This is a genomic window from Ketobacter sp. GenoA1 (genome assembly GCF_003671475.1).
Classification (GTDB): Bacteria; Pseudomonadota; Gammaproteobacteria; order Pseudomonadales; family Ketobacteraceae; genus Ketobacter.
Window position 1 is genome coordinate 172,467 of record NZ_RCHM01000009.1, and the last position, 20,035, is coordinate 192,501.

At 56.5% G+C, this 20,035-nt stretch carries 20 protein-coding genes; 9 read left to right on the forward strand and 11 right to left on the reverse strand.

The window, feature by feature from the left end; translation table 11 throughout:
• Window positions 1-23: 23 nt before the first annotated feature.
• Entirely contained in the window at window positions 24-305 is a 282-nt protein-coding gene (locus D9N13_RS02210; protein WP_290585310.1) for a hypothetical protein, read from the reverse strand.
• Window positions 306-364: 59 nt separating this feature from the next.
• Between D9N13_RS02210 and D9N13_RS02215 the strand changes: the two genes are divergently transcribed.
• Window positions 365-823, forward strand: coding sequence for a hypothetical protein (locus D9N13_RS02215; protein WP_290585312.1), 459 nt, complete (start codon window positions 365-367; stop codon window positions 821-823).
• 7 nt (window positions 824-830) lie between these two features.
• Here D9N13_RS02215 and D9N13_RS02220 read toward each other — a convergent pair whose 3' ends face one another.
• Together D9N13_RS02220 and D9N13_RS02225 are read right to left on the reverse strand one after the other, a co-directional pair.
• Entirely contained in the window at window positions 831-1,232 is a 402-nt protein-coding gene (locus tag D9N13_RS02220) for a hypothetical protein (protein WP_290585315.1), read from the reverse strand.
• A gap of 198 nt (window positions 1,233-1,430) precedes the next feature.
• A complete protein-coding gene (locus tag D9N13_RS02225; protein WP_290585317.1) occupies window positions 1,431-3,428 on the reverse strand; it encodes a diguanylate cyclase in 1,998 nt (665 codons plus the stop codon).
• 170 nt (window positions 3,429-3,598) lie between these two features.
• Here D9N13_RS02225 and D9N13_RS02230 point away from each other — a divergent pair, with 170 nt between their 5' ends.
• Entirely contained in the window at window positions 3,599-4,273 is a 675-nt protein-coding gene (locus D9N13_RS02230; RefSeq protein WP_290585319.1) for a zinc metallopeptidase, read from the forward strand.
• Window positions 4,274-4,300: 27 nt separating this feature from the next.
• Complete coding sequence (locus D9N13_RS02235; RefSeq protein ID WP_290585321.1) at window positions 4,301-4,546, forward strand: GIY-YIG nuclease family protein; 246 nt, start codon at window positions 4,301-4,303, stop codon at window positions 4,544-4,546.
• A gap of 50 nt (window positions 4,547-4,596) precedes the next feature.
• Here D9N13_RS02235 and D9N13_RS02240 read toward each other — a convergent pair whose 3' ends face one another.
• Together D9N13_RS02240 and D9N13_RS02245 are read right to left on the reverse strand one after the other, a co-directional pair.
• A complete protein-coding gene (locus tag D9N13_RS02240) occupies window positions 4,597-5,187 on the reverse strand; it encodes a CBS domain-containing protein (protein ID WP_290585323.1) in 591 nt (196 codons plus the stop codon).
• A gap of 91 nt (window positions 5,188-5,278) precedes the next feature.
• Window positions 5,279-5,575, reverse strand: coding sequence for a hypothetical protein (locus D9N13_RS02245; protein ID WP_290585325.1), 297 nt, complete (start codon window positions 5,573-5,575; stop codon window positions 5,279-5,281).
• Between the two features lie 80 nt (window positions 5,576-5,655).
• On the opposite strand from D9N13_RS02245, the gene D9N13_RS02250 reads away from it, so the two are divergent.
• Window positions 5,656-7,086 carry an aldehyde dehydrogenase family protein gene (locus D9N13_RS02250; protein ID WP_290585327.1) on the forward strand — a complete coding sequence of 477 codons (1,431 nt, stop codon included), beginning with the start codon at window positions 5,656-5,658 and terminating at the stop codon, window positions 7,084-7,086.
• Here the strand turns inward: D9N13_RS02250 and D9N13_RS02255 are convergent, their stop codons facing one another.
• The 6 genes from D9N13_RS02255 to D9N13_RS02280 form a co-directional block, all read right to left on the reverse strand.
• Entirely contained in the window at window positions 7,087-8,010 is a 924-nt protein-coding gene (locus D9N13_RS02255; protein WP_290585329.1) for a DMT family transporter, read from the reverse strand. It lies immediately after the preceding gene.
• Window positions 8,007-9,209 (reverse strand): multidrug effflux MFS transporter, encoded by a 1,203-nt coding sequence (locus tag D9N13_RS02260; protein WP_290585332.1) that lies wholly within the window; start codon window positions 9,207-9,209, stop codon window positions 8,007-8,009. Before D9N13_RS02260 ends, D9N13_RS02255 begins: the two co-directional genes overlap by 4 nt.
• A gap of 107 nt (window positions 9,210-9,316) precedes the next feature.
• Window positions 9,317-10,858, reverse strand: coding sequence for an ABC1 kinase family protein (locus D9N13_RS02265; protein ID WP_290585334.1), 1,542 nt, complete (start codon window positions 10,856-10,858; stop codon window positions 9,317-9,319).
• A gap of 91 nt (window positions 10,859-10,949) precedes the next feature.
• Window positions 10,950-11,456, reverse strand: a complete 507-nt coding sequence (locus D9N13_RS02270; protein ID WP_290585336.1) for a hypothetical protein — start codon at window positions 11,454-11,456, stop codon at window positions 10,950-10,952.
• Window positions 11,457-11,639: 183 nt separating this feature from the next.
• A complete protein-coding gene (locus D9N13_RS02275; protein WP_290585338.1) occupies window positions 11,640-12,710 on the reverse strand; it encodes an MBL fold metallo-hydrolase in 1,071 nt (356 codons plus the stop codon).
• A gap of 2 nt (window positions 12,711-12,712) precedes the next feature.
• On the reverse strand, window positions 12,713-13,678 hold the full coding sequence (locus tag D9N13_RS02280; RefSeq protein ID WP_290585340.1) for a fumarylacetoacetate hydrolase family protein: 966 nt from the start codon (window positions 13,676-13,678) through the stop codon (window positions 12,713-12,715).
• Between the two features lie 232 nt (window positions 13,679-13,910).
• Between D9N13_RS02280 and D9N13_RS02285 the strand changes: the two genes are divergently transcribed.
• The 5 genes from D9N13_RS02285 to D9N13_RS02305 all read left to right on the forward strand — a co-directional run bounded on the left by D9N13_RS02285 (window position 13,911) and on the right by D9N13_RS02305 (window position 20,031).
• Window positions 13,911-14,420 (forward strand): (2Fe-2S)-binding protein, encoded by a 510-nt coding sequence (locus tag D9N13_RS02285; RefSeq protein WP_290585342.1) that lies wholly within the window; start codon window positions 13,911-13,913, stop codon window positions 14,418-14,420.
• A gap of 14 nt (window positions 14,421-14,434) precedes the next feature.
• Complete coding sequence (locus D9N13_RS02290) at window positions 14,435-16,621, forward strand: xanthine dehydrogenase family protein molybdopterin-binding subunit (RefSeq protein WP_290585345.1); 2,187 nt, start codon at window positions 14,435-14,437, stop codon at window positions 16,619-16,621.
• Window positions 16,622-16,627: 6 nt separating this feature from the next.
• The gene (locus D9N13_RS02295) at window positions 16,628-16,849 is read left to right on the forward strand and encodes a hypothetical protein (RefSeq protein WP_290585347.1); all 222 of its coding nucleotides are present in this window, start codon (window positions 16,628-16,630) and stop codon (window positions 16,847-16,849) included.
• A 74-nt stretch (window positions 16,850-16,923) separates the two neighbouring features.
• Complete coding sequence (locus D9N13_RS02300; protein WP_290585349.1) at window positions 16,924-18,021, forward strand: hypothetical protein; 1,098 nt, start codon at window positions 16,924-16,926, stop codon at window positions 18,019-18,021.
• Between the two features lie 12 nt (window positions 18,022-18,033).
• A complete protein-coding gene (locus D9N13_RS02305; protein WP_290585351.1) occupies window positions 18,034-20,031 on the forward strand; it encodes a BCCT family transporter in 1,998 nt (665 codons plus the stop codon).
• The last annotated feature ends 4 nt before the right edge of the window (window positions 20,032-20,035 follow it).

Sequence of the window (20,035 nt, forward strand, 5' to 3'; positions counted from 1 at the left end):
TGTTGCATCCCCGATAGTGCAAGTTACGCATCGAACCTGATGTCTTCGTTATATTCATTAATGGGTTGCAGTATCGAATGCAGGCCGGATGGAAAGGGCAGCGCTTGAGCGTTGGCGCCTACCGGCAGCTCCTCCGCATTCACCTTCAGCACGGGTTGGGATTGGATGCCCCGTCGATCTGAGGTTTGGAAGTTGATGTAGTCCCTGTGGAATGTTTCAAAGCCCGGCTGCTCACGGATTTCACCATGGGGCATCAGTTCGGCATCCCTGTGGCGCAATTCGGGATCAATTGTGGCAGCTGGCATAGGCCTTGCTATCCCCCGGTGTGTAACCTGCCAATGCAACAATTTTGAGGAGTGATGAGATGTTCGAACATAAGAGTCTGGATGGCGACAAGCATCGAGTGTTGCCTGCTTGGGAAGCCTTTGTGAATGAAGAGGTGTTGGAGACCCGGGAGCCCAAAAATGGTGAGGGGCTGGATGCCGCCGGCCGACACCAACATGGCGTGGTGGGGGAAACCCTGGTGGAGCGTTTTCTGCCACCGGAGACAGTGGGTAATGCCTGGTCTTACGATGCCCATACACCCTGGTGGGTGGTGGTGGTGAATCCTCCCCATGCCGGAATCGTTGCCGATTTCAGTAAGGCGAAAGGTGGCTTGTATCGTCACAAGTGGGTCAAAGAACGCAATGTGGTGGCTTTCGCGGAAGGTGGCGAAGAGATTGTTCTGGAAGGCGCAGAATATGCGGTAACCCGCGCTGCCGATGGCCAGGAACTGCGTGCACCGAGTTTGATGAAGCTGCGTGCTGCTTATTACGCCGGTTGAAGCTGATTCAGGTCAGCAGAAATTCGTAGGCTTCCCGCAGTAACTCCCTTTCCAGTGGTGTAAACATCCAGCTTTCCGGCAGTTCGATCCAGTGATTGCCGGCAGGCGGGGGGAATGGGTCCCGGTCAGTGGCGGCTGCCATGTACACCGGGATGACCTCCCCCGGCGCCTCGATCCAGCAACGAAATCCCGGAATCAGTTCCAGTTGTGGCTCCGCCAGTTGGAGGTGGGTTTTCAATTGCTGCAAGGCCGGCGACGGGTGTTCACTGGGGGCACCCGCCGCTGGCGGCTCGTCGATCAGTTCCACCAATTTGGGTAACGGAGCGGGGCCACACAGGTGATCATTGAAATTCAGAAAGCGCAAGCGGGCGCTGGAGCGGTGCAGATGGCAAACGATGAAGCGGATCATAGGGCTAGTGTCTTGGTAACGTTGTCAGGCGGGCATAGAACATCCGGTGTGTGGTGAATCCAACCAGCGCAGGTGTTTGAGTCGTATATCCGACAAAAATCCGCACTATAGATCACCTTGCACCGCTTTTTATGCATCAAACCCGATTGGTAGCAAACAGCTTGCCAAACCGTCGCGCGGCCGTGTATTGCCGCGTTGTCAGTGATGGCTGATCCAGCAGTTGCGGCCCCTGTACTTGGCCTCATAGAGCGCCTTGTCGGCCTCGCTGACCAGAGACGCCGGAGCCAGGTTGCTGGTGTTCTGTTGGGTGGCAATACCAATGCTGACACTGAGGTGAAACTCTTCACCAGCCCAGGTGAAAACGGTGTTGGCGGTTTTGTTGACGATCTTGTCTGCAATCATTTCGGCGCCGGTCAAGGGGGTGTCGGCCAGCAGGATGGCAAACTCTTCGCCGCCGTAACGGGAAATGAAATCACTGGGGCGATGCAGATTTTTCATTAACAGCTCGGCAAATGTCGCCAGCACATAATCACCACACTGGTGTCCCCGGGTATCATTGATCTGCTTGAAATGATCAAGGTCGATGATCAGTAATGAGAGGCGCTGTTGATTGCGTTGCGCCAGGTTCCAGTACTCCTTCAGTTTCAGATCGAACAGGCGGCGGTTGTAGAGGCCGGTCAGGCTGTCCCTGCTGCTCAGCAAGGCCAGTTCCCGGTTGGATTTTTCCAGCTCCTGTAGCGTCCGCTCCAGATCGGCGGTGCGCTCAATCACTACTTTTTCCAGGTTTTCCCGGTGGCGTATTTCAACCTGCAGGGCTTCTTCCTTGGCTTGGCTGGCCTCGATTTCCCGCTGCAGGGCCAGCTCTTGTGCTTGCAGCTTTGCAGTGCGCTCCTGATTGGCCTGCTGCAGCGCCTGCGCTTTCTCCTGGCGTTCCTGATTGATGCGAAATGAAAGGGCAAATGAGAAGATCAATATCTCAAAGCTGATACCAATGCGTAGTCCGTACACCGCCATAAATTCGTTGTAGATAACCCCGGTTTTGGCGGCGGTAAAGATCACCAGGAAAAACAGCAACAGCGTCCATCCCACCAACACAATTTGCGCGGAGCGGGAACCTTTGACCGCGAGGATGATAATGGAGGTGACCGCCATCAGTGTCGACAGTAACGTATTCACGATCAGCAGATACATGGCTGTCTGATATTCCAATACCAGAAAAAGCAGGCAATACACCCCATGCAGCAATAACAGCAGTTTGTACACCAACCAGTGTTTTGGCAGCAGTCGCGGCAGCGCCAGTAAGGTGCGAAAGAACAGCGCGATGGAGAAAAAGATGTACAGCGAAATCAGCAGTGGAAAATAATGTTGTACAAGCGGCCATTGCGGATAAACAAAACGGTACAACAAGCCCTGCTGATACAGAAAAAACAGCAGCATGGAAATGATGTAGGAAACGTAATACAGGTAGGTTTTGTCTTTCAGAATGGCATACAGTGCCAAACTGTAGGCCGCCATAATGATCAGGAATCCGTTGAATATTCCATCTACCCAGGAGTGTAGGGTGTTGAAGGTGGTGAAGTGGGGCTGATCCAGCAGCCTGATAGGCAGCTCCATGGCCTCCGTATTTTGAATACGCAGGTAGAGTTGATAGCCGCTGTCTGCCTGCAGCGTAATGGGAAACACAAACATGGGATGGTCAATGGGGCGTTGTGAGTAGGGCAGTGCATCGCCGGTTTGCCAGTGGTGAATCTGTTCGCCGTTTTGGAACAGGCGAAGTTCAATGTGATCTATGTGGGAATTATTGATCACCAATGTCCAGGCTTGCTCCCCCAGGCTTGCGGCGGTGCGCCAGCGGGTGCGAAACCAGTAGGCGGATGGTTGATAGCCGAGGCTGATGGCATCGGCCTGGGCACGCTGCCAGCCGGTCACGGCCAGTAGTTGTGGATCGGCACCTATGGAGTTGGCATGCTCTGTCGGGGTGTATTCCTTAGCCGCCGGGGCATACTCAATATAGGGGCCCAGCTCGACGCCACCGGTTTCCGCATCCAGTACCAGCTCACCGGTGTCAGGCAAGGTTGCAGGGGCCGGTTTTATCAGCACTATAGCGAACAATAGAATGAACAGCAGCAGCCCCCATAAAAAGCCATGTTTGGGTACGTGCTTGGCCAGATTCATGGCCAGGGGACTATCGCGCATGCTTCGGTTCCTGCACAATCTGCGTCGCTGATCGCGATGGTTGGACGATGGTTGGATAGGATGCAGAGAAAAACCAACATGCTATCCATCTCGGCGCAGGTTCCTATTGCCTTTTCGATCATTTACAGTAAACGATGATGCCATCTGATTTCCTAAACTGTTGAATTGCTATGATTTACCTAATTGGGGTGTTGCTGTTGCTGGGGGTGATGTTCCTGCCTCAGTACGCCACCCGCAGGATTTTGCAAAAACACGCCGTGCCCCGGCCGGATTTTCCCGGCACCGGGGGCGAGTTTGCCCGTCATTTACTGGAGCGCTTCAGCGTCGACGGCGTTGGAGTGGAGCAGACCAATCAGGGCGATCACTATGATCCGTCACAAAAGATGGTGCGCTTGAGCCCGCAGTACTATGAGGGTAAATCCCTGACGTCGGTGGTGGTTGCAGCCCATGAGGTGGGGCATGCGATTCAGCACCAGCGGGGTTCAGGCGGACTGGCAACCCGCTATCGCTTGGCTGTGGTAGCCGGACTGGCGGCCCGGGTGTCGCAAGTGGCGCTCATCGCACTGCCGCTGCTGGCCGGGCTGAATCCGGGCTTGATGCGCTTGGCCATTGTGGTGATTGTGGTGGGCATTCTGCTGTCGACCCTGGTTCACCTGGTGACCTTGCCGGTGGAGTGGGATGCCAGCTTCAACAAGGCATTGCCCATTTTGCAGGAAGGTCAGTATCTATCCCCGGGTGATATGGCGGCTGCCCGCAACATTCTGACCGCCTGTGCCCTCACCTATGTCAGCGCGTCACTGGCCAGTGTGCTGGGCGCGCTGCGTTGGTTACGCTGGATGCGTTAAGGTATGCCGTCAAGCTGGTTTGTTTACATGTTGCAATGTTCGGATCGCACGCTGTACACGGGGATTACCACAGACCTGCAGCGGCGTCTGCGGGAACACAACGAGGCCAAAGCCGGAGCCCGCTACACGCGGGTCAGGCGGCCTGTCACCCTGGTTTACTCCGAACCGGCCGGCAGCCGCTCCGAGGCGGCGAGACGGGAAGCCCAGATCAAAAAACTGTCCCGCTGTGAAAAACTGCTACTGGTTGCATCCCTTCCACCGCACAACCTTTAAAGCCGGCGGTGGAGCGTCACGATCAGTCATTCACCTCCAAGACCTCAGTGTCAACCATTGCTGACCACTGTTGGGTGGGGGTGGATTTGATGATAGATAACATGGGAGATACGTGAGAAATTGGATTCCCTGTGAATGTCCAGGGGCAGCTTCAGTTTGCGGGCGATGTCGCTGGCTGAAATCAGGCCCCGGATTTCTTCGCCATCCAATACCAGGCAGTGCTGTTGACCGCTGTTTTGCAGTGTATCGATTACATCCTGAATGCTGGCATCCTGCAGTTCCTCCCAGGAAAACGCTTTCAGGCTGGACAAGGGGTGCATAAAGTCGGTTACGTTCAATTCAGATCGCTGGTATCCCTGGGAAATACGCTTGATGATTTCCTGGTTGCTCAGGTCATCCAGACTGACGATACCCAGCACCTGATTGTCACGATCCACCACGATTTTCATCCTCACGTGGGCGGTGCGCATTTGTATCTCAGCTTGTTGGGGGGAAAGCGTTGAGTCGATCACCAGCGCAGGGGCGTGCTGAAAATCAGTAAAAATTTCCAGGGCAGAATCCCGCGTGGTGATGGTTTTTACCGTCTCCGGATAAGCTACATGATGTGCCTGGTCGGCACGAAATAAATGCAGATGTTTCATATTAAGAACCTCGGTTGCAATAAGCAGAATTCGCTTTGGCGCAGAGACTGCGTAGCCGCACGGGCAACAAGCGAAGGATGAAGGTATGCGCTTATTTCAAAACCGGGGCAGGTGGGCCACGAATAGGAAAGCCGTTGGATGATTGCCCTGAATAAGCCGCCACTATTGTGGCTTTATTCAGCGCCGGGGTAGAAGAGAAAGGCGGTAACGTGTTTGCAGTTAAGGTACCATCGGTATCGTCGCTGCTGTCTTCGAGGGCAAGGGTGAACGGATCGCAATCCAGAGTGGATTGCTGAAGGGTTTTCTCTGCGTTGAATGCGACAGCATTGCCCATTGCCACAATGGGTAACAGAAACGCTGTAATCAGTATCAGGAAACTGCGCAGCATGATTTGCGACCGAATTCAGTACATCAATATAATCACTATAGCGCTGAATCAAAGGTGAGACAACGGACATGGAGAGGCTAATGTACGAATATACAAACTTTTACATCAATGGGCAGTGGGTGCAGCCGGCAACAGAAGAAAATACCCTGCAAGTGATCAACCCCGCCACGGAACAGCCTGCAGGTGTTATTTCATTGGGTGGACGCGAAGACGTGGACAAGGCGGTGGCCGCTGCCAGGGCCGCGTTCCCATCCTGGTCGGCCCTGTCCCGGGACGAACGTATAGGCTATCTGGAAGCCATCATCCGGGGCTACCAGAACCGTATGGAAGACATCGCCCAGGCCATTACTCTGGAGATGGGGGCCCCCTCCTGGTTGGCCAAGGCGGCCCACGGCCCCGCCGGTTTGGGACACTTTATGCAGGCGCTGGAAATCCTGAAACAGTATGAGTTCGAAGCAGTGCGGGGCAGCAGCTGTCTGCGCAAAGAACCCATTGGTGTGTGCGGAATGATTACCCCCTGGAACTGGCCCATCAACCAAATCGCCTGCAAGGTTGCGCCGGCGCTGGCAACCGGCTGCACCCTGGTGCTGAAGCCCAGTGAAGTGGCGCCCTTTGACGCCATGATTCTGGCGGAAATCGTGCATGATGCCGGCTTGCCCCCTGGGGTGTTTAATCTGGTGAACGGTGATGGGCCCGGTGTGGGTACCGCGCTGACCCAGCACCCGGATGTGGATATGGTTTCTTTCACCGGCAGCACCCGTGCCGGGATCGCCATTGCCAAAAACGCAGCCGATACCGTGAAGCGGGTGGCTCAGGAGTTGGGCGGCAAGTCCGCCAACATCATTCTTGATGATGCTGATTTTGAATCGGCAGTGGCCGCTGGGGTAAAATCCTGTTTTATCAACAGCGGCCAATCCTGTAATGCGCCAACCCGCATGCTGGTACCTGTCAGCCGTCTGGCGCAAGCCACCGCCATTGCCAAAGCGGCGGCGCAGCGCATTGTCGTGGGGGCACCGGATGCCGATGGCACCACCATTGGTCCGGTGGTTAGTGCCGCTCAGTTCAATAAGATCCAAGGTTTGATTCAGTCCGGAATCGCCGCTGGAGCTGAGTTGGTAAGCGGTGGCCCCGGCAAACCGGAGGGCCTGGAAACCGGCTATTACGTCAAGCCGACGGTGTTCAGCAATGTAAATAATCAGATGACCATTGCGCGGGAGGAAATTTTCGGGCCGGTGTTGTGTATCCTGCCCTACGAGGATGATGCGGATGCGGTGGCCATCGCCAATGACACGCCCTATGGCCTGTCCGGTTATGTGTCCGGCAGCCACGAGAGAGCGTTGAACGTGGCCAGGCAAATCCGCAGCGGTGATGTGCACATCAACGGCGCCGAAGTGGATTTCAGCTGCCCGTTTGGTGGTTACAAGCAAAGTGGCAATGGCCGTGAGTGGGGGCGGGAAGGCTTTGAGGAATACCTGGAAGTGAAATCCATTCTGGGCTATCGGCCCGCCTGATCATGGCCCCGCCTGGTCATGGGCCTGGGCGGAGCGCAAAGAAGAGTGCCCCGCGCGCTTTTCTTTGTGCCCGTTGCGTTGAATATTCGCAATCCACACACCACAACTGACCAGCAGCAGGCACACCAGCAGCGGAATGCCCAAGGGCTCATCATACAAAGCAACGGCCGAAAACCCGGCCAGTAAAGGCACCAGCGCCATCATCGAGCCCATGTTGGCGGGGCCAATACGGCGTACGGCCTGCACGTAACACAGCATCTGCACGATGGTGGCAAGAAAGCCCTGATACACGCTCTGCAGGGCAATGTGTTGCCAGTGATCAAGGCTGATGTTCTTGCTCATGCTGACGGCATAGAAAGGCAGATAGACAACGGCCGTCACCACTGACAGGCTCACCGTTGCCTGCCAGGGTGAGATCTGCCAGCGTTTGATCAGCACCGAGAAAATCGCCCAGCAAAAAGCCGCTCCCACAAACCACAGTTGGCCACCCTGGACACCATCGCTGGTGAGAATCTCGAACCAGAACAGGCAGAATATACCGCTGCTGATCAACGTGATACCCAGCCATTTAATGGGGGTGAAGGCTTCTGCCCCGGAGAAATAACTGATCAGGGAAATGATCAGCGGCAGCATGCCCGGCAACAGAATGGCCGCATGGGAGGCCGGTGCGGTTTGGAAGCCCTGAAAGGCACACAGGGCGTAACCCAGCCCGCCGATCAGGGCTGCGGTAATCAGTTTCGGATTCAACAGGTTAAAACGAAAGAAAAAAAGCCAGACCGGCAACACCAAAACTGAACAGGTGAAATAACGGATGGCAATCACGTCCGCCGGTAATAATGGCCCGATACCGCCAAAGCGGGAAACCAGAATAAAACCACTCCAGATCAACACCGCGATGGCGGCAAACAGGTAACCCCGCATCATGGTGAACTTGCCCCTTGCAAACACAGTGGCCGAAACAACAACAGGCCGCCCACACCAAAGGCCAGGAAACCCATGATAAGGGGGGTGGGTGTGCCATTGTATTGATGCGCCACCAATGCCCCCAACGGTACCGCCAGGGTGGTGGAAACGGCGCCGGCGAAGGATGCACCCAGACCGGCGATGGCGCCCAGGGGTTGCATTGCCAGCGCATTCAGGTTGCCGAACTGCAGGCCCAGGCAAAAAAACAGCGGCACGCAATACAGCATAAACAGCCACAACGGTGGCTGGTGATCATAAATCAATATTGATGGCATCAGCATAACCGCGGTCAGGACACATTGGCCGATGAGTGCCAGCAGGCATACTTGAACAATGCCCAGTCGCATCACAATGCGGGCGTTCAGTATGGATGCCGCTCCGATGGATAATGCCAGCAGCGCAAAGTAAACCGGAAAGGCGGTGCCGGTGCCATAGATGTCCACGAATATCTGTTGGGCGTTACTGAGGTAGGCTACAAAGCCGCCGAACATCAACCCCATCACCAGAATGGCGCCGATGCTGACCGGTTGCCGCAGAATAAAGCGGATACCGGTGAGCACTGTTTTCAGCTGCAGTGCATGACGCTTTTCCGGTGGCAGAGATTCATCCAGGCGCACCGCAAACCAGATCACCGCCACCAGCGCAAACACCAGTATGGCGACAAAAATCAGATGCCAGTCACCCAGCAACAAAATACTTTGCCCCAGCAACGGGGCCAGTGCCGGTACCAGAATAAACACCGCCATGATGAATGACATGACCTTGGCCATGGCGTTGCCTTCAAAGCGATCGCGAACAATGGCTATGGTGACGATGCGGGAGCTGGACCCACCCAATCCCTGTAGAAAGCGGCCCAACAGCAACAGTTGGAAGCTGGGCGCGAAAAGACACAGAGCGCTGCCGGCAACGAACAACGTAATACCTGCATAAATGGGCCGTTTGCGGCCGATGGAATCGGACAGAGGCCCATAAATCAGCTGACCAATACCCAACCCCAGGAACAGACTGGTGATGATGTATTGCTGGTCATTTTGATCGGCCACGGCCAGATCGGCGGCGATGGCCGGTAAGGCTGGCAGCATGGCATCGATGGAGAGGGCAACCAGAGAGATCAACATGGCCGCCAGGGCAACGAATTCCCCAACGCGGATTTGGTTCATGACGCTTGGATCTGTACAACAATTGGGTGCAGATCATTGCACAAATCCAGCGTCTGATACAGGGGCGAAATGGTCAGGTCGCTGTTTGCGACCCGACGCGGTGCAGCCTAGATAGCCTGACTTAATGCGGGCCCCACCAGGTGTGGGAACAGATAGGTATTCACATCAATGTTGGGCTGATAGTGCATGAACAAACCGCCCAGCGTGGTGAAGACCCGGGCCAGCATGATGAATTCAGAGGGCAGTTTGTCCACCGGATCGGCTTCCGCCTGGGCCAACAGGTTTTTTGCCCCGGACAGGATGTCCTTTTGGCTGGGCCAGTTGGGTTTGTCCCGGCTCATTTCAAACGCGGTGCGCTGGATCTGTGACAACAGTGCGTCTGCGAAGGCCAGTAAGGTGTCGGGTTTACCGCTGCGGGTGGTGAACCCCATGGCCTTCAATTCCCGCGCCATGGTATCCCGTTCGCCCATCAGAGCGGCTCCGAGCACGTTATAGTACCCCTCGCGGAATGGCTCCGACAGGGTCATGGTGCAGCCAAAATCCAGCAACACCAGCTTGTTGTCCGGTGTCACCAGCAGGTTGCCCGGATGGGGATCTGCCTGAAAGACACCGGCCTGCAGCACTTGCCGCAGATACAGGTCCAGCAGGCGCCCCAGCAGATCGGCAATGCCGTCTTCATCCCCTTCAGCCTGACGGCGGTCCAGCTCCTGCATCAGCGGTGTTCCCACCACAAAGTTGCTCACCATAACCCGCTTGCGGGTGAATCCGGGCACCGGGTGGGGGACAACTACGTTTTCCACATTACTGAGAAAATCCCCCACCTGCACCATGGCGCGGGCTTCATGGGTGTAATCCAGTTCCTCGCGGATCGTACGCTCGATTTCCCCGGTGATGGTGTCCAGGTCGGTGGGTGGCAGCATGGAGGCGATGCTGTTGGTGAACAGCTTCAGCAGCGCCATATCCAAATCAATAATGTGCTCCAGGCCGGGCCGTTGTATTTTTACCGCTACTTTCTGGCCGGTGGGCAACACTGCCTGGTGGACCTGGCCGATACTGGCTGCGGCAATGGGTTGTGGATCAAATTCGGCAAACATGTCTTTCAGCGACTTGCCCAGTTCGGATTCGATCACCTGGCGCACGTCCTCAAAGGCCACCGGCGACGCTTGATCCTGCAGCACTCTCAGTTCCTCCACCCAGGGCTTGGGCAGGATATCGGCGCGGGCGGACAGCAGTTGGCCCACCTTCAGGAAGGCGCCCCCTTGCGAAAGGGACACATCGCGGAACAGGCGCGCGTTTTTACGGTGTAGCTCGGCCAGGGCCGCCGGCGTCCGGCGCTTGGAAATAAACGCCGAGCGGATGCCCCACAGGCGGTACCGGGCGGTGATGCGGGTCAGCATCCAGCCGGTAGTCTTCATGCGTTTGACGCGGGCCGGCCACTGCGCTGCTTCCTCGGCCAGGGCCTCGTACTCTTCTTTTGCCAGTTCAACGCCGGAGCTCACTTTCTTGAGGGCGGCAACGGCCTGCTCTGCCAGTTCGCGCCCCTGCCACAGTGTTTGTTCCAGTGCTGACAGGGATGCGTTCATCACATTGAGCCACGCCTTCAGGCCTTCGTTACGGGAGCCGGATTGTGTCGGTGTGGTGCTATCCATATTGGGTTCCTCGATGGTGATGGTCTTGGTGTCTTTTTTTGTAGTACATTTTAGGGTTTAAAAAAACCGGCGGTGCCGGCCTGTTCTGATCTTACAAAGTCTCAATACAGTGCGGGCACAGCCAGATGGGCGGCAGTTCCCGCCCCTGTAATTGGCTCAATCCCCGGTAGGCACGCTGGCCACGCTTCAGTTCGGCGTTGCATTCAGCGCAGTGGCCGGGCTTGTTGACGATAACATCCTGCCAGGCATCCACACTGTCCAGCAGTTGCTGGGTATTGGCCTGGGATGACTCGCCGTCGCCCCGTACGCTGGCTGCCACCCGTTTGGCGTCCCGGCTCACCTGTTCCACCAGGGCACTGGAGTCGGCTACGATGTTATCCACCAGGGTGAAGGTATCCTCCAGTACGTTGCGGATCAGGTGAGATACCGACATGCGACGTTTCTCCGCCGCTTCCTTCAGTGTGGTTTCCAGATCCTCGGGGACCCGCGCCTGAATGACCCGGTCCTTGCGCTCTTCTGCCGCTGCTGGACGACGGCCCCGGCGCCGGGAAGCGGCTTTGCGGGGTGTCTTGTTGTCGGGTGTTTCGCGCTCGGGCACAGATCGATCTCCGCACTGCAGAATTAATGTAATACAAAATATAACATCGTAGTGCCTGGCGTCAATGCCCGTCGCAATAACGCCAAACCTGGTTAGGGGAAAGCTCAGCGGGTATCCCCTTCCAGGAAGGGTTTATGCAAGGCCAGGGCGATCTTGGCCACATCTTTCCGGTGGCACAATCAGTCAGTGGGCGGTTTGTTGTTGAAACTGGTGGGCAACCTTTGCTTGTTTGCGCATGATGTCCAGTGTGCCCATTGGCTCCGGCAAATTGGTGAGCTTGGCGCCCCATTGTCGGTACAGTGTGAACGCATTGGTTACCATGCGCTCCGCACAGCTCCAGCGCGCGTAGGGCGATTGCAGAAACGCCTTGCTGTACAGGACTTCGCTGGCCGCTTCATGGGGCTGCTTGTCCTGTTGGTAGCGTTGATGAATATTCTCATGCACAAAGTGCCAGTAATCGATAATATTTTGTATGTCATTGCTGTTTGCCAGCGGGCCGTGCCCCGGTACGATGACACGGGCATTTAAGCTTTGCAGTTTTTCCAGTGCCCGCAGCAGATTTTCCACCGGCCCGCTCCACATCACCGGGGTGCTGCCGATAAAGGCGATGTCGCCGGCATAGACAACCTGTTCATCGGGGACATAGACAATGGCGTCGCCGCTGGTGTGCCCGGGCCCCACTTCATACAGTACGATGTCTTTGCCGTTGAGATTCAGGCTGTGTTCCTGTTGAAAGGTAAGCCCCGGTTCGGTGATGTGTATGCCGCCGAACTGATAGGGTGCCAGCATGTCGATCATGTAGTTGGAAAACGTATTCATGCCGCCAAAGGGAACATGGCGCAGTGCTTTGCAGCTATGCTGAAGGGCACTGAGTGAAGCCGGTTTCATGTGATGCATTTGTGCATGGCAGGATTGGGTGGCAATGATGTTGCGATCCTTGAACAACTGATTGCCCCAGCAGTGATCACCGTCAGAGTGCGTGTTGATGACGGTGTCAATGGGGGATTTTTCAATAACAGGCTGCATGCCCTCCAGCATTTGCCGGGTAAAATGCAGATCCCAGCAGGTGTCTATCAAAACACTTTTTCCATGGCAGTCAATCAGGCCGATATTGGTTTCGCCCCAGGAACCATTGGGCACCATCCAGCCATAGCATTGTTTGCTGAGCTGATACAGTCCCTCCTGGAACTGAACCGCTTCCCCGTGGCGGGTATGGCTGCGCCCGGTGTTCACCAGTTGTTTCAGGTCGTTCATGGTTAATCCTTCTTGCTGATCGTATTGGTGAGTGAGCCGACGGCTTCGATCCACAGTTCTATGGTGTCCCCTGGTTGCAACCAGTGGTCGTTTTCCATGGCGCAACCATTGGGCAATGTTCCGGTGGCAAAAACTTCACCCGGATACAAGGGCTCATCGCGGCTGGCATGCACCAGCATATCGGCAATACTGTGTTGAAAATCTCCGGTATGGGTTTGGCTTATACACCTGTTGTTGATTCTGACCTCGGCTTTAAGTTGGTCCACCCTGGGCAGGATCGCGTCGGCGCTGACCACCGTTGCCGACAGTGCGTTCACGAAGTGTTTTGATTTTTGTGGCCCGAAGCCGCTGCGCATTTCTTCCAGCTGTACATCCCTGGCGCTGAAATCGTTCAGCACCATAAAGCCGCCGATGGCCTGCAAAGCCTGTTCCCGGGTAGCATTCAGCAGCGGTTTGGCCAATACAAACGCCAACTCCAGCTCGTAATCCAAATAGTCGGTATAGGCAGGCCAGTGCACAGTGTCACCCTCGCAGGCCATATTCATATGGTTGCTGAAGTAATAAACCGGTTGTCGATACCAGATGGGCTTCGGGCGCAGGGCCGGGAACGGGCGCCGAAGCAACCGCTCATAGCCGGTGATGATGGGATACAGCGTTGGCATGAAGTGTTTGACAAAGCCGCGGGCCGCATTGGTTGCATGGGTTTCCGACAACATATAATCCCGCAGCGACAACGGAGTAAACGGCAGTAATGGTTGCAGCGGGCCATCGGGGGCAAAGGGGGTAGCGCCTGACTCCGTCAATGCGGATTCCAGCAGCGGCTTCCAGTGATCCCAGTCGGCCAGCAGCGGCAGCAGTTCATTTGGTGCGGTGGGTAAACCCTTGAGATCCGCCACGCTGTACCATTGGCTGTTCCATTCCACCAATAATTTGTCGCTGTCATGACTGTGCACTCGTTTGAATTTCATAGGGGTCCAATGGTTGGTTGTGGTGAACGAGAGGCAGTTTAACAGCACTGTTGCAGGAAAGGCATGCTGCACGGGCCACAAGCCCTGTCCACCAACCCTGTCCGCGGATGACAAGGGAACTGTCCTGCCTGGATCTGACGTTCCATGGCCGGTGGAAGGTACACTGTCAGTGAACCTGTGTATTGATAATATGGGCTATATTTCTGGTACGGACACAAGTAAGGAAAGCGCGATGCCAATCACTTTTATGCTCAACGACCGTTCCATAAGCCTGGACGTGGAAGGCGAGATGCCGCTGTTGTGGGCGCTGCGTGATGTGTTGAAGTTAACCGGTACCAAGTTCGGATGTGGTGCCGGTTTGTGCGGCGCCTGTACTGTGCATAGGGAAGGCGAGGCCATTCGTGCCTGCACCACGCCGATGTCCTCGGTGCAGGGCAGGCGAATCACCACCATTGAAGGGTTGGGCGGGCAAGCCGATCATCCGCTGCAGGATGCCTGGATCAGGCATAACGTGGCGCAATGCGGGTATTGTCAACCGGGGCAGATCATGGCAGCCAGCGCCTTACTGGCACAGAATCCCAGCCCCACGGATGAGGATATTGATCGGGCTATGGCGGGCAACCTGTGCCGCTGTGGCACTTACAGCCGCATCCGGGCCGCCATTCATGATGCGGCGGGGCAATTGCAGTCTGATTCCGGTCAGACCCCGGCACCCTATTATCAGAGCAATCTGGAAAGCTGAGTGGAGGTGACCGTATGAACTCCAGGCGTGAATTTCTGAAAGCCATGGGGCTGGTTGGGGGTGGCCTGATTCTGGAGCTGTCGTTGTCCGGCTGCACCACACCGCTACCCCATGGCAATGCCCGTGATTTTGAACCTGATGCCTGGCTGCAGATAACGCCGCAGAATGATATCCGCTTCTATCTGAACAGTGTGGAAATGGGGCAGGGCACCATGACCGGCATGGCCACCCTGATTGCAGAAGAATTGAATACCGAGCCGTACATGATTGAGGTGAAGTCAGCCGGGGTGCATGCAGATTATGTGAACCCCTTCTATGGCGTGCAGGTCACCGGCGGCAGCACCAGTACACGCATCTACTACGATGTTTTGCGGCGCTCGGCCGCCCAGGCGAGAGAGATGTTGCGGGCGGCTGCGGCGGCTGAATTGGGTGTTGATGTGGCGCTGTTGGAAGTGCGGGACAAGCACATTATATATCGGGATACCCGTCTTCCCATGGGGCGGTTTGTGCAGGCGGCACAATCGCTGTCCCGGCCCGAAGTCAGCTTGAAGTCGGAGCGGGATTTCCGCTTTATCGGACGCCCCTCCGTGCGCCTGGACGGTGCCATGAAGGTGCGGGGCACAGCGCAATATGGAATCGACGTGCAGCTGCCGGACCTGTTTACTGCCCTGGTGAAACGCTGCCCCGTGCAGGGCGGACACATAGAAAGCTGGAGCCCCAATGGTGCCGATGAGTTGCCCGGCGTGAAAGCCATTGTGCCCATTGCCAACGGGGTGGCCGTGGTGGCAGAAACCTATTGGCATGCCCAGCGGGCGCTGCAGGCTATTACCGTGAGCTGGGCGATGCCGGCGTTGTCACAGCGTTCCAGCGAGGATATCCGCCGTGAGTTTGAGGCGCTGGCAGCCAGTGAATCCGGGCGCAGTGCCTTGTCGGTGGGCGATGCGCGCGCTGATATCCGTGCCGCGGCTTTACAGCACGCAGCCACCTATCGTCTGCCGTATCTGGCCCATGCCACCATGGAACCCATGAACTGTACGGTACGCCTGCGTGACGATCATTGTGAAATCTGGGTGCCCACCCAGGTACCTTCCGTTTGTGCCGCCATTGCCGAAGAGGTGACGGGATTACGCCGTCATCAAATAACGGTGCACACCACATTGCTGGGCGGGGGCTTCGGTCGGCGCCTGAGTGTGGATTATGCGCTGGAAGCCACTCAGATTGCCAAGGCCACCGGCCTGACGATCAAGTTGGTGTTCAGTCGTGAAGACGATATGCAGCATGATTATTATCGGCCCGCAGCCCACGCCGAGATAAAGGCCGGCCTGGACGAGCAGGGGCGGATCACCGGCTGGCACCAGAAAAACGTGAATCCCAATATTCTGCCCTACGCTTTTCAGGAATTTGCCACGGCGGTGTTGCCCGCCTGGCTGCCGGATGGGTTGGTGCGTGGACTGGCCAATCTGGGCCCCTGGGTATACGGCACCCTGCTGATGGATCCGGCCAGTACCGAAGGCGCGGTGGAATTTGGCTATGACAGTGTCAGCGCAGAAGTGCGTCACGTGCAAGCCGATCCGGGTTTGCGCACCGGCTACTGGCGCTCGGTGGGGCATTCCATCAACGCTTTTGTGGTGGAAAGTTTTATGGATGAGCTGGCGCACCGGGCGGGCCGGGATCCGTTGCAGTTCCGGTTGCAGCATCTTGCCGGCAATCCTCGCCTGGCCGCAGTGTTGCGGCAGGTTGCCGAGGTGGGGCGTTGGGGAGCGCCTATGGAGCCGGGTTCCGCCCAGGGTATTGCGGCACATTATTCTTTCGGATCCTATGTGGCGCAGTTGGTGGAAGTCAGTGTGGTGGAGGGGGACATTCGGGTGCACCGGGTAACCGTGGCCATCGACTGCGGGAAAACCATCAATCCCGACATCATCAAAGCGCAAATGGAAGGGGGCGTGATTTTCGGCTTAACCGCGGCGTTGCGCGGAGAAATCACCCTGCAGGATGGCAGGGTGCAGCAGACCAACTTTCATGATTACCCGCTGCTGCGCATCCATGAAGCGCCCGCTATCACCGTGCACATCCTCTCCAGTGCCGAGGCGCCGGGCGGCGTGGGGGAACCCGCTGTACCGCCCATTGCACCTGCGCTTGCCAATGCCCTGTTTGCCGCCACCGGGCAGCGGTTGCGGGATTTGCCGTTACGTTTGTCCTGATATACGATGCAAGATCAGCCTGATCCCAGAGATTACCTGCCTGATGTCCGCGATGGACTGACTCGCCGTGAACGTGTCGTACTGGTTTGTCTGCATGAAACCCAGAAGGAGCTGGGTGGCCGTAACGTGCCCACCGCAATGCTGTATGGCCGGGTGATCGAACAAGTTGATATGAGCGTGGACGAGCTGCAGTCGATCCTGCAGCGATTGAGCGGGCTGGGCCTGTAAGCTAGCACGGACTTGATACAGCGGCGGTATCCTGCCATGGTGTACAGTGTCCTGGCTCGACAAGGAGGTTCACCATGGCCTATCGCAGCATCAGTACACTCATTCCCTTAAGCGCGGTCGCGTGGCTCTTGTGTGTGTTTCCTTTCTGTTCTCCCCTCTTTGCCCAAAGTGCGCTGTCCGGTGGAATTTGGGCTAATTATCAATACCTTCCAGATGATGAAGCCAATAAGAACAGTTGGGGTGAGATCGGCAACGAAGCATTGATCATCTATCTGGATGGTGCCGCTGACGAGGGTACCGGCAACTGGCGCTATTCCGCCGAAGTGCGGGCGGGGCCCGGCAGTTTCACTGATCCGGACAACAACTCTACCGGTGATTATTGGGTGATCCACAAGGCCTGGGTGGGATGGCAGTTGAATGCGGATCATATAGTGCGGGTAGGCAAAAGTCAGGTGCCCTTCGGCTGGAAAACCACGAACTTCTGGCCCGGTGATATTTTTCTGGCCGGGTTCGGTGATCAAATGGATGTGGGGGTGAAGCTGTCCGGTGACCATAACACACTGCATTACGATGCGGCACTGTATCTGGCTGACGATTGGGGCTCCACCAGCACCGACACCGTGGATGACAATCGACATTGGGGTAGCGCCACCACGTACCGCAAGGTGCAGACGTTGGTGGTGAACGGCGAATGGCAGGTGCAATCCGATCACACCCTGGGGCTGTCGCTGCAGGCAGGCCGTCTGCAGAACCTGATGAGCGCTGAGCGGCCGGTGGACGGTGACCACCAGGCGGCGGTGCTGTTTTACGAAGGTACCGTTGACCAGTGGTTTGGTAAGGCCTCCTGGATCATCATGCAGCGTGATCTACCGGATGATTATGTGATTTCCGCTGCCGTGCCGGAACGTATAGAAAATCAACGCCTCACTGTTGAAGCCGGCTACAGTGTGGGGCCGTGGCGTTTCTATCTGGATGCTTCAGTGGCGGAACCGGATACACGGGGTTCTTCCACAGACGCTATCAGTGCCGCTGCCCCGGGATTCAGTTACGACTATGGTCCGGGCTGGGTGTACCTGGAGTATCTCAATCAGGATGGCTACATCGATCGTGATGGTCGGGTTAATGAAGGGGATTTCGAAGCACTCTATGTCTCCCTGGACTTCTATCTATAAGGAGTGCAATGCATGAACCGCCTCAATGAAGCGAGCTGGATCAAAATCAACCCGCCGGTGTTCTTCTGGGCTGCCGGTTTGTGTCTTAGCATTGTGTTGTACGCGGTGCTGTGGCCGGTGCAGGCAGCCGGTGTGTTTGCTGCGGTGCAAAGCTGGGTGGTCAGTTCAGCCGGTTGGTTTTACGTGCTGGCTGTGGCGTTGTTTCTGATTTTTGTGGTGGTGCTGGCGCTGTCCAGTTACGGTCACATCAAGTTGGGCCCGGATCACAGTGAGCCGGAATACAGTTACGGTTCCTGGTTTGCCATGCTGTTTTCCGCCGGCATGGGTATCGGCTTAATGTTTTACAGTGTGGCGGAACCGGTCATGCATTACAGTGCGCCCCCGCACGCCGCACCGGAATCGGTCCAGGCTGCCCGTGATGCCATGCGCATTACCTTTTTTCACTGGGGCGTGCACGCATGGGCGATCTATGCGGTGGTGGCGTTGTCACTGGCCTATTTCAGTTTCCGGCAAGGGTTGCCGCTCACGGTGCGTTCCGCCTTGTACCCCCTGATCGGTGAACGGATTTATGGCCCCATTGGCCACGCGGTGGATGTGTTTGCAGTGCTGGGTACCTTGTTTGGTGTCGCCACCTCGTTGGGGCTGGGCGTGATTCAGGTGAATTCCGGGCTCAATTATCTGTTCGATGTGCCCACTGGAGTCGGGGTTCAGGTGTTGCTGATCGCCGGCATCACTGCCCTGGCCACCACCTCCGTGGTGCTGGGGCTGGACGGCGGTATTCGCCGCATTTCGGAACTCAACCTGGTGCTGGCTTTGGTGCTGCTGGGGTTTGTACTGCTGGCGGGGCCAACGGTCTACTTGCTGCAAACCCTGGTGCAAAACACCGGTCATTACCTGTCGAAACTGGTGGACGCCACCTTTCAACTGAACGCTTATGAACCCAAGGGGTGGATGGGCGGCTGGACGCTGTTCTATTGGGGGTGGTGGATCGCCTGGTCACCCTTTGTGGGCATGTTTATCGCCCGTATTTCACGCGGTCGTACCATCCGTGAGTTTGTGATTGGTGTGCTGATGGTGCCCACCGGTTTTACCTTTATGTGGATGACGTTTTTCGGCAACAGTGCGCTGCACCTGGTGTTTGATCAGGGCATGGTGGAATTGGCGCAGGCGGTGTCGGCGGACACCTCGGTGGCCCTGTTCAAATTTTTTGAGCACTTTCCGCTTTCATCACTGGCGTCTTTGTTGGCAACCATTCTGGTGATCACGTTTTTTGTGACGTCATCGGATTCCGGCTCCCTGGTGGTGGACATGCTCACGTCCGGCGCAGGGGAAGGAGACAGCCCGGTATGGCAGCGAATTTTCTGGTCAGTGACAGAAGGCGCCATTGCCGCTGCGTTGTTGCTGGCCGGCGGGCTGGTCGCATTGCAAACGGCCACCATCGCCAGTGCCTTGCCGTTTACGGTGGTAATGCTGTTGATGTGCTGGGGGTTGCTGCGGGCGCTGCGTTTGGAAATTGTCAGAAAGGTCAGCCTGAAAGAGGCAATGCTGGCACCCCGCATTGCCCATAATCCGGTTCCCTGGCAAAAGCGCCTGGCTCGAATCATCAAACACCCGAACCATGAGGAAGTGCTGACCTTTATCGAGCACACGGTAACCCAGGCCATGCAGCAGGTGGCGGCTGAGTTTGAAAAACGCGAACTGCAGGCCAGGGTGAACAACGATGATCAGGATCGTACCTGGCTGGAAGTGGCACACGGCGATGAGATCGATTTTTTCTATTCCGTTCATCTGCGGCCTTACGAGCCACCCAGTTTTGTCATGCGTGATGTGACGCCGCGCCGTAATGAGGCGCTGCGTTATTACCGGGCTGAAGTCTATCTGAAAGAAGGCGGTCAGGATTATGACGTGATGGGTTGGACCATCGATCAACTGATCGCTGACATCATCGATCAGTACGAGAAACACATGCATTTTCTGGATGCGGTGCGATTGGGAAAATCAGAAAGGTAGAATC

Excerpts from the sequence above, each read along its gene's own strand:
- D9N13_RS02225 (WP_290585317.1), bottom strand. The coding sequence starts at position 3,428 with ATGCGCGATAGTCCCCTGGCCATGAATCTGGCCAAGCACGTACCCAAA.
- D9N13_RS02250 (WP_290585327.1), top strand. The coding sequence starts at position 5,656 with ATGTACGAATATACAAACTTTTACATCAATGGGCAGTGGGTGCAGCCG.
- D9N13_RS02210 (WP_290585310.1), bottom strand. The coding sequence starts at position 305 with ATGCCAGCTGCCACAATTGATCCCGAATTGCGCCACAGGGATGCCGAA.
- D9N13_RS02235 (WP_290585321.1), top strand. The coding sequence starts at position 4,301 with ATGTTGCAATGTTCGGATCGCACGCTGTACACGGGGATTACCACAGAC.
- D9N13_RS02215 (WP_290585312.1), top strand. The coding sequence starts at position 365 with ATGTTCGAACATAAGAGTCTGGATGGCGACAAGCATCGAGTGTTGCCT.
- D9N13_RS02275 (WP_290585338.1), bottom strand. The coding sequence starts at position 12,710 with ATGAACGACCTGAAACAACTGGTGAACACCGGGCGCAGCCATACCCGC.
- D9N13_RS02260 (WP_290585332.1), bottom strand. The coding sequence starts at position 9,209 with ATGAACCAAATCCGCGTTGGGGAATTCGTTGCCCTGGCGGCCATGTTG.
- D9N13_RS02265 (WP_290585334.1), bottom strand. The coding sequence starts at position 10,858 with ATGGATAGCACCACACCGACACAATCCGGCTCCCGTAACGAAGGCCTG.
- D9N13_RS02230 (WP_290585319.1), top strand. The coding sequence starts at position 3,599 with ATGATTTACCTAATTGGGGTGTTGCTGTTGCTGGGGGTGATGTTCCTG.
- D9N13_RS02280 (WP_290585340.1), bottom strand. The coding sequence starts at position 13,678 with ATGAAATTCAAACGAGTGCACAGTCATGACAGCGACAAATTATTGGTG.
- D9N13_RS02240 (WP_290585323.1), bottom strand. The coding sequence starts at position 5,187 with ATGAAACATCTGCATTTATTTCGTGCCGACCAGGCACATCATGTAGCT.
- D9N13_RS02295 (WP_290585347.1), top strand. The coding sequence starts at position 16,628 with ATGCAAGATCAGCCTGATCCCAGAGATTACCTGCCTGATGTCCGCGAT.
- D9N13_RS02305 (WP_290585351.1), top strand. The coding sequence starts at position 18,034 with ATGAACCGCCTCAATGAAGCGAGCTGGATCAAAATCAACCCGCCGGTG.
- D9N13_RS02290 (WP_290585345.1), top strand. The coding sequence starts at position 14,435 with ATGAACTCCAGGCGTGAATTTCTGAAAGCCATGGGGCTGGTTGGGGGT.
- D9N13_RS02220 (WP_290585315.1), bottom strand. The coding sequence starts at position 1,232 with ATGATCCGCTTCATCGTTTGCCATCTGCACCGCTCCAGCGCCCGCTTG.
- D9N13_RS02300 (WP_290585349.1), top strand. The coding sequence starts at position 16,924 with ATGGCCTATCGCAGCATCAGTACACTCATTCCCTTAAGCGCGGTCGCG.
- D9N13_RS02245 (WP_290585325.1), bottom strand. The coding sequence starts at position 5,575 with ATGCTGCGCAGTTTCCTGATACTGATTACAGCGTTTCTGTTACCCATT.
- D9N13_RS02255 (WP_290585329.1), bottom strand. The coding sequence starts at position 8,010 with ATGATGCGGGGTTACCTGTTTGCCGCCATCGCGGTGTTGATCTGGAGT.
- D9N13_RS02285 (WP_290585342.1), top strand. The coding sequence starts at position 13,911 with ATGCCAATCACTTTTATGCTCAACGACCGTTCCATAAGCCTGGACGTG.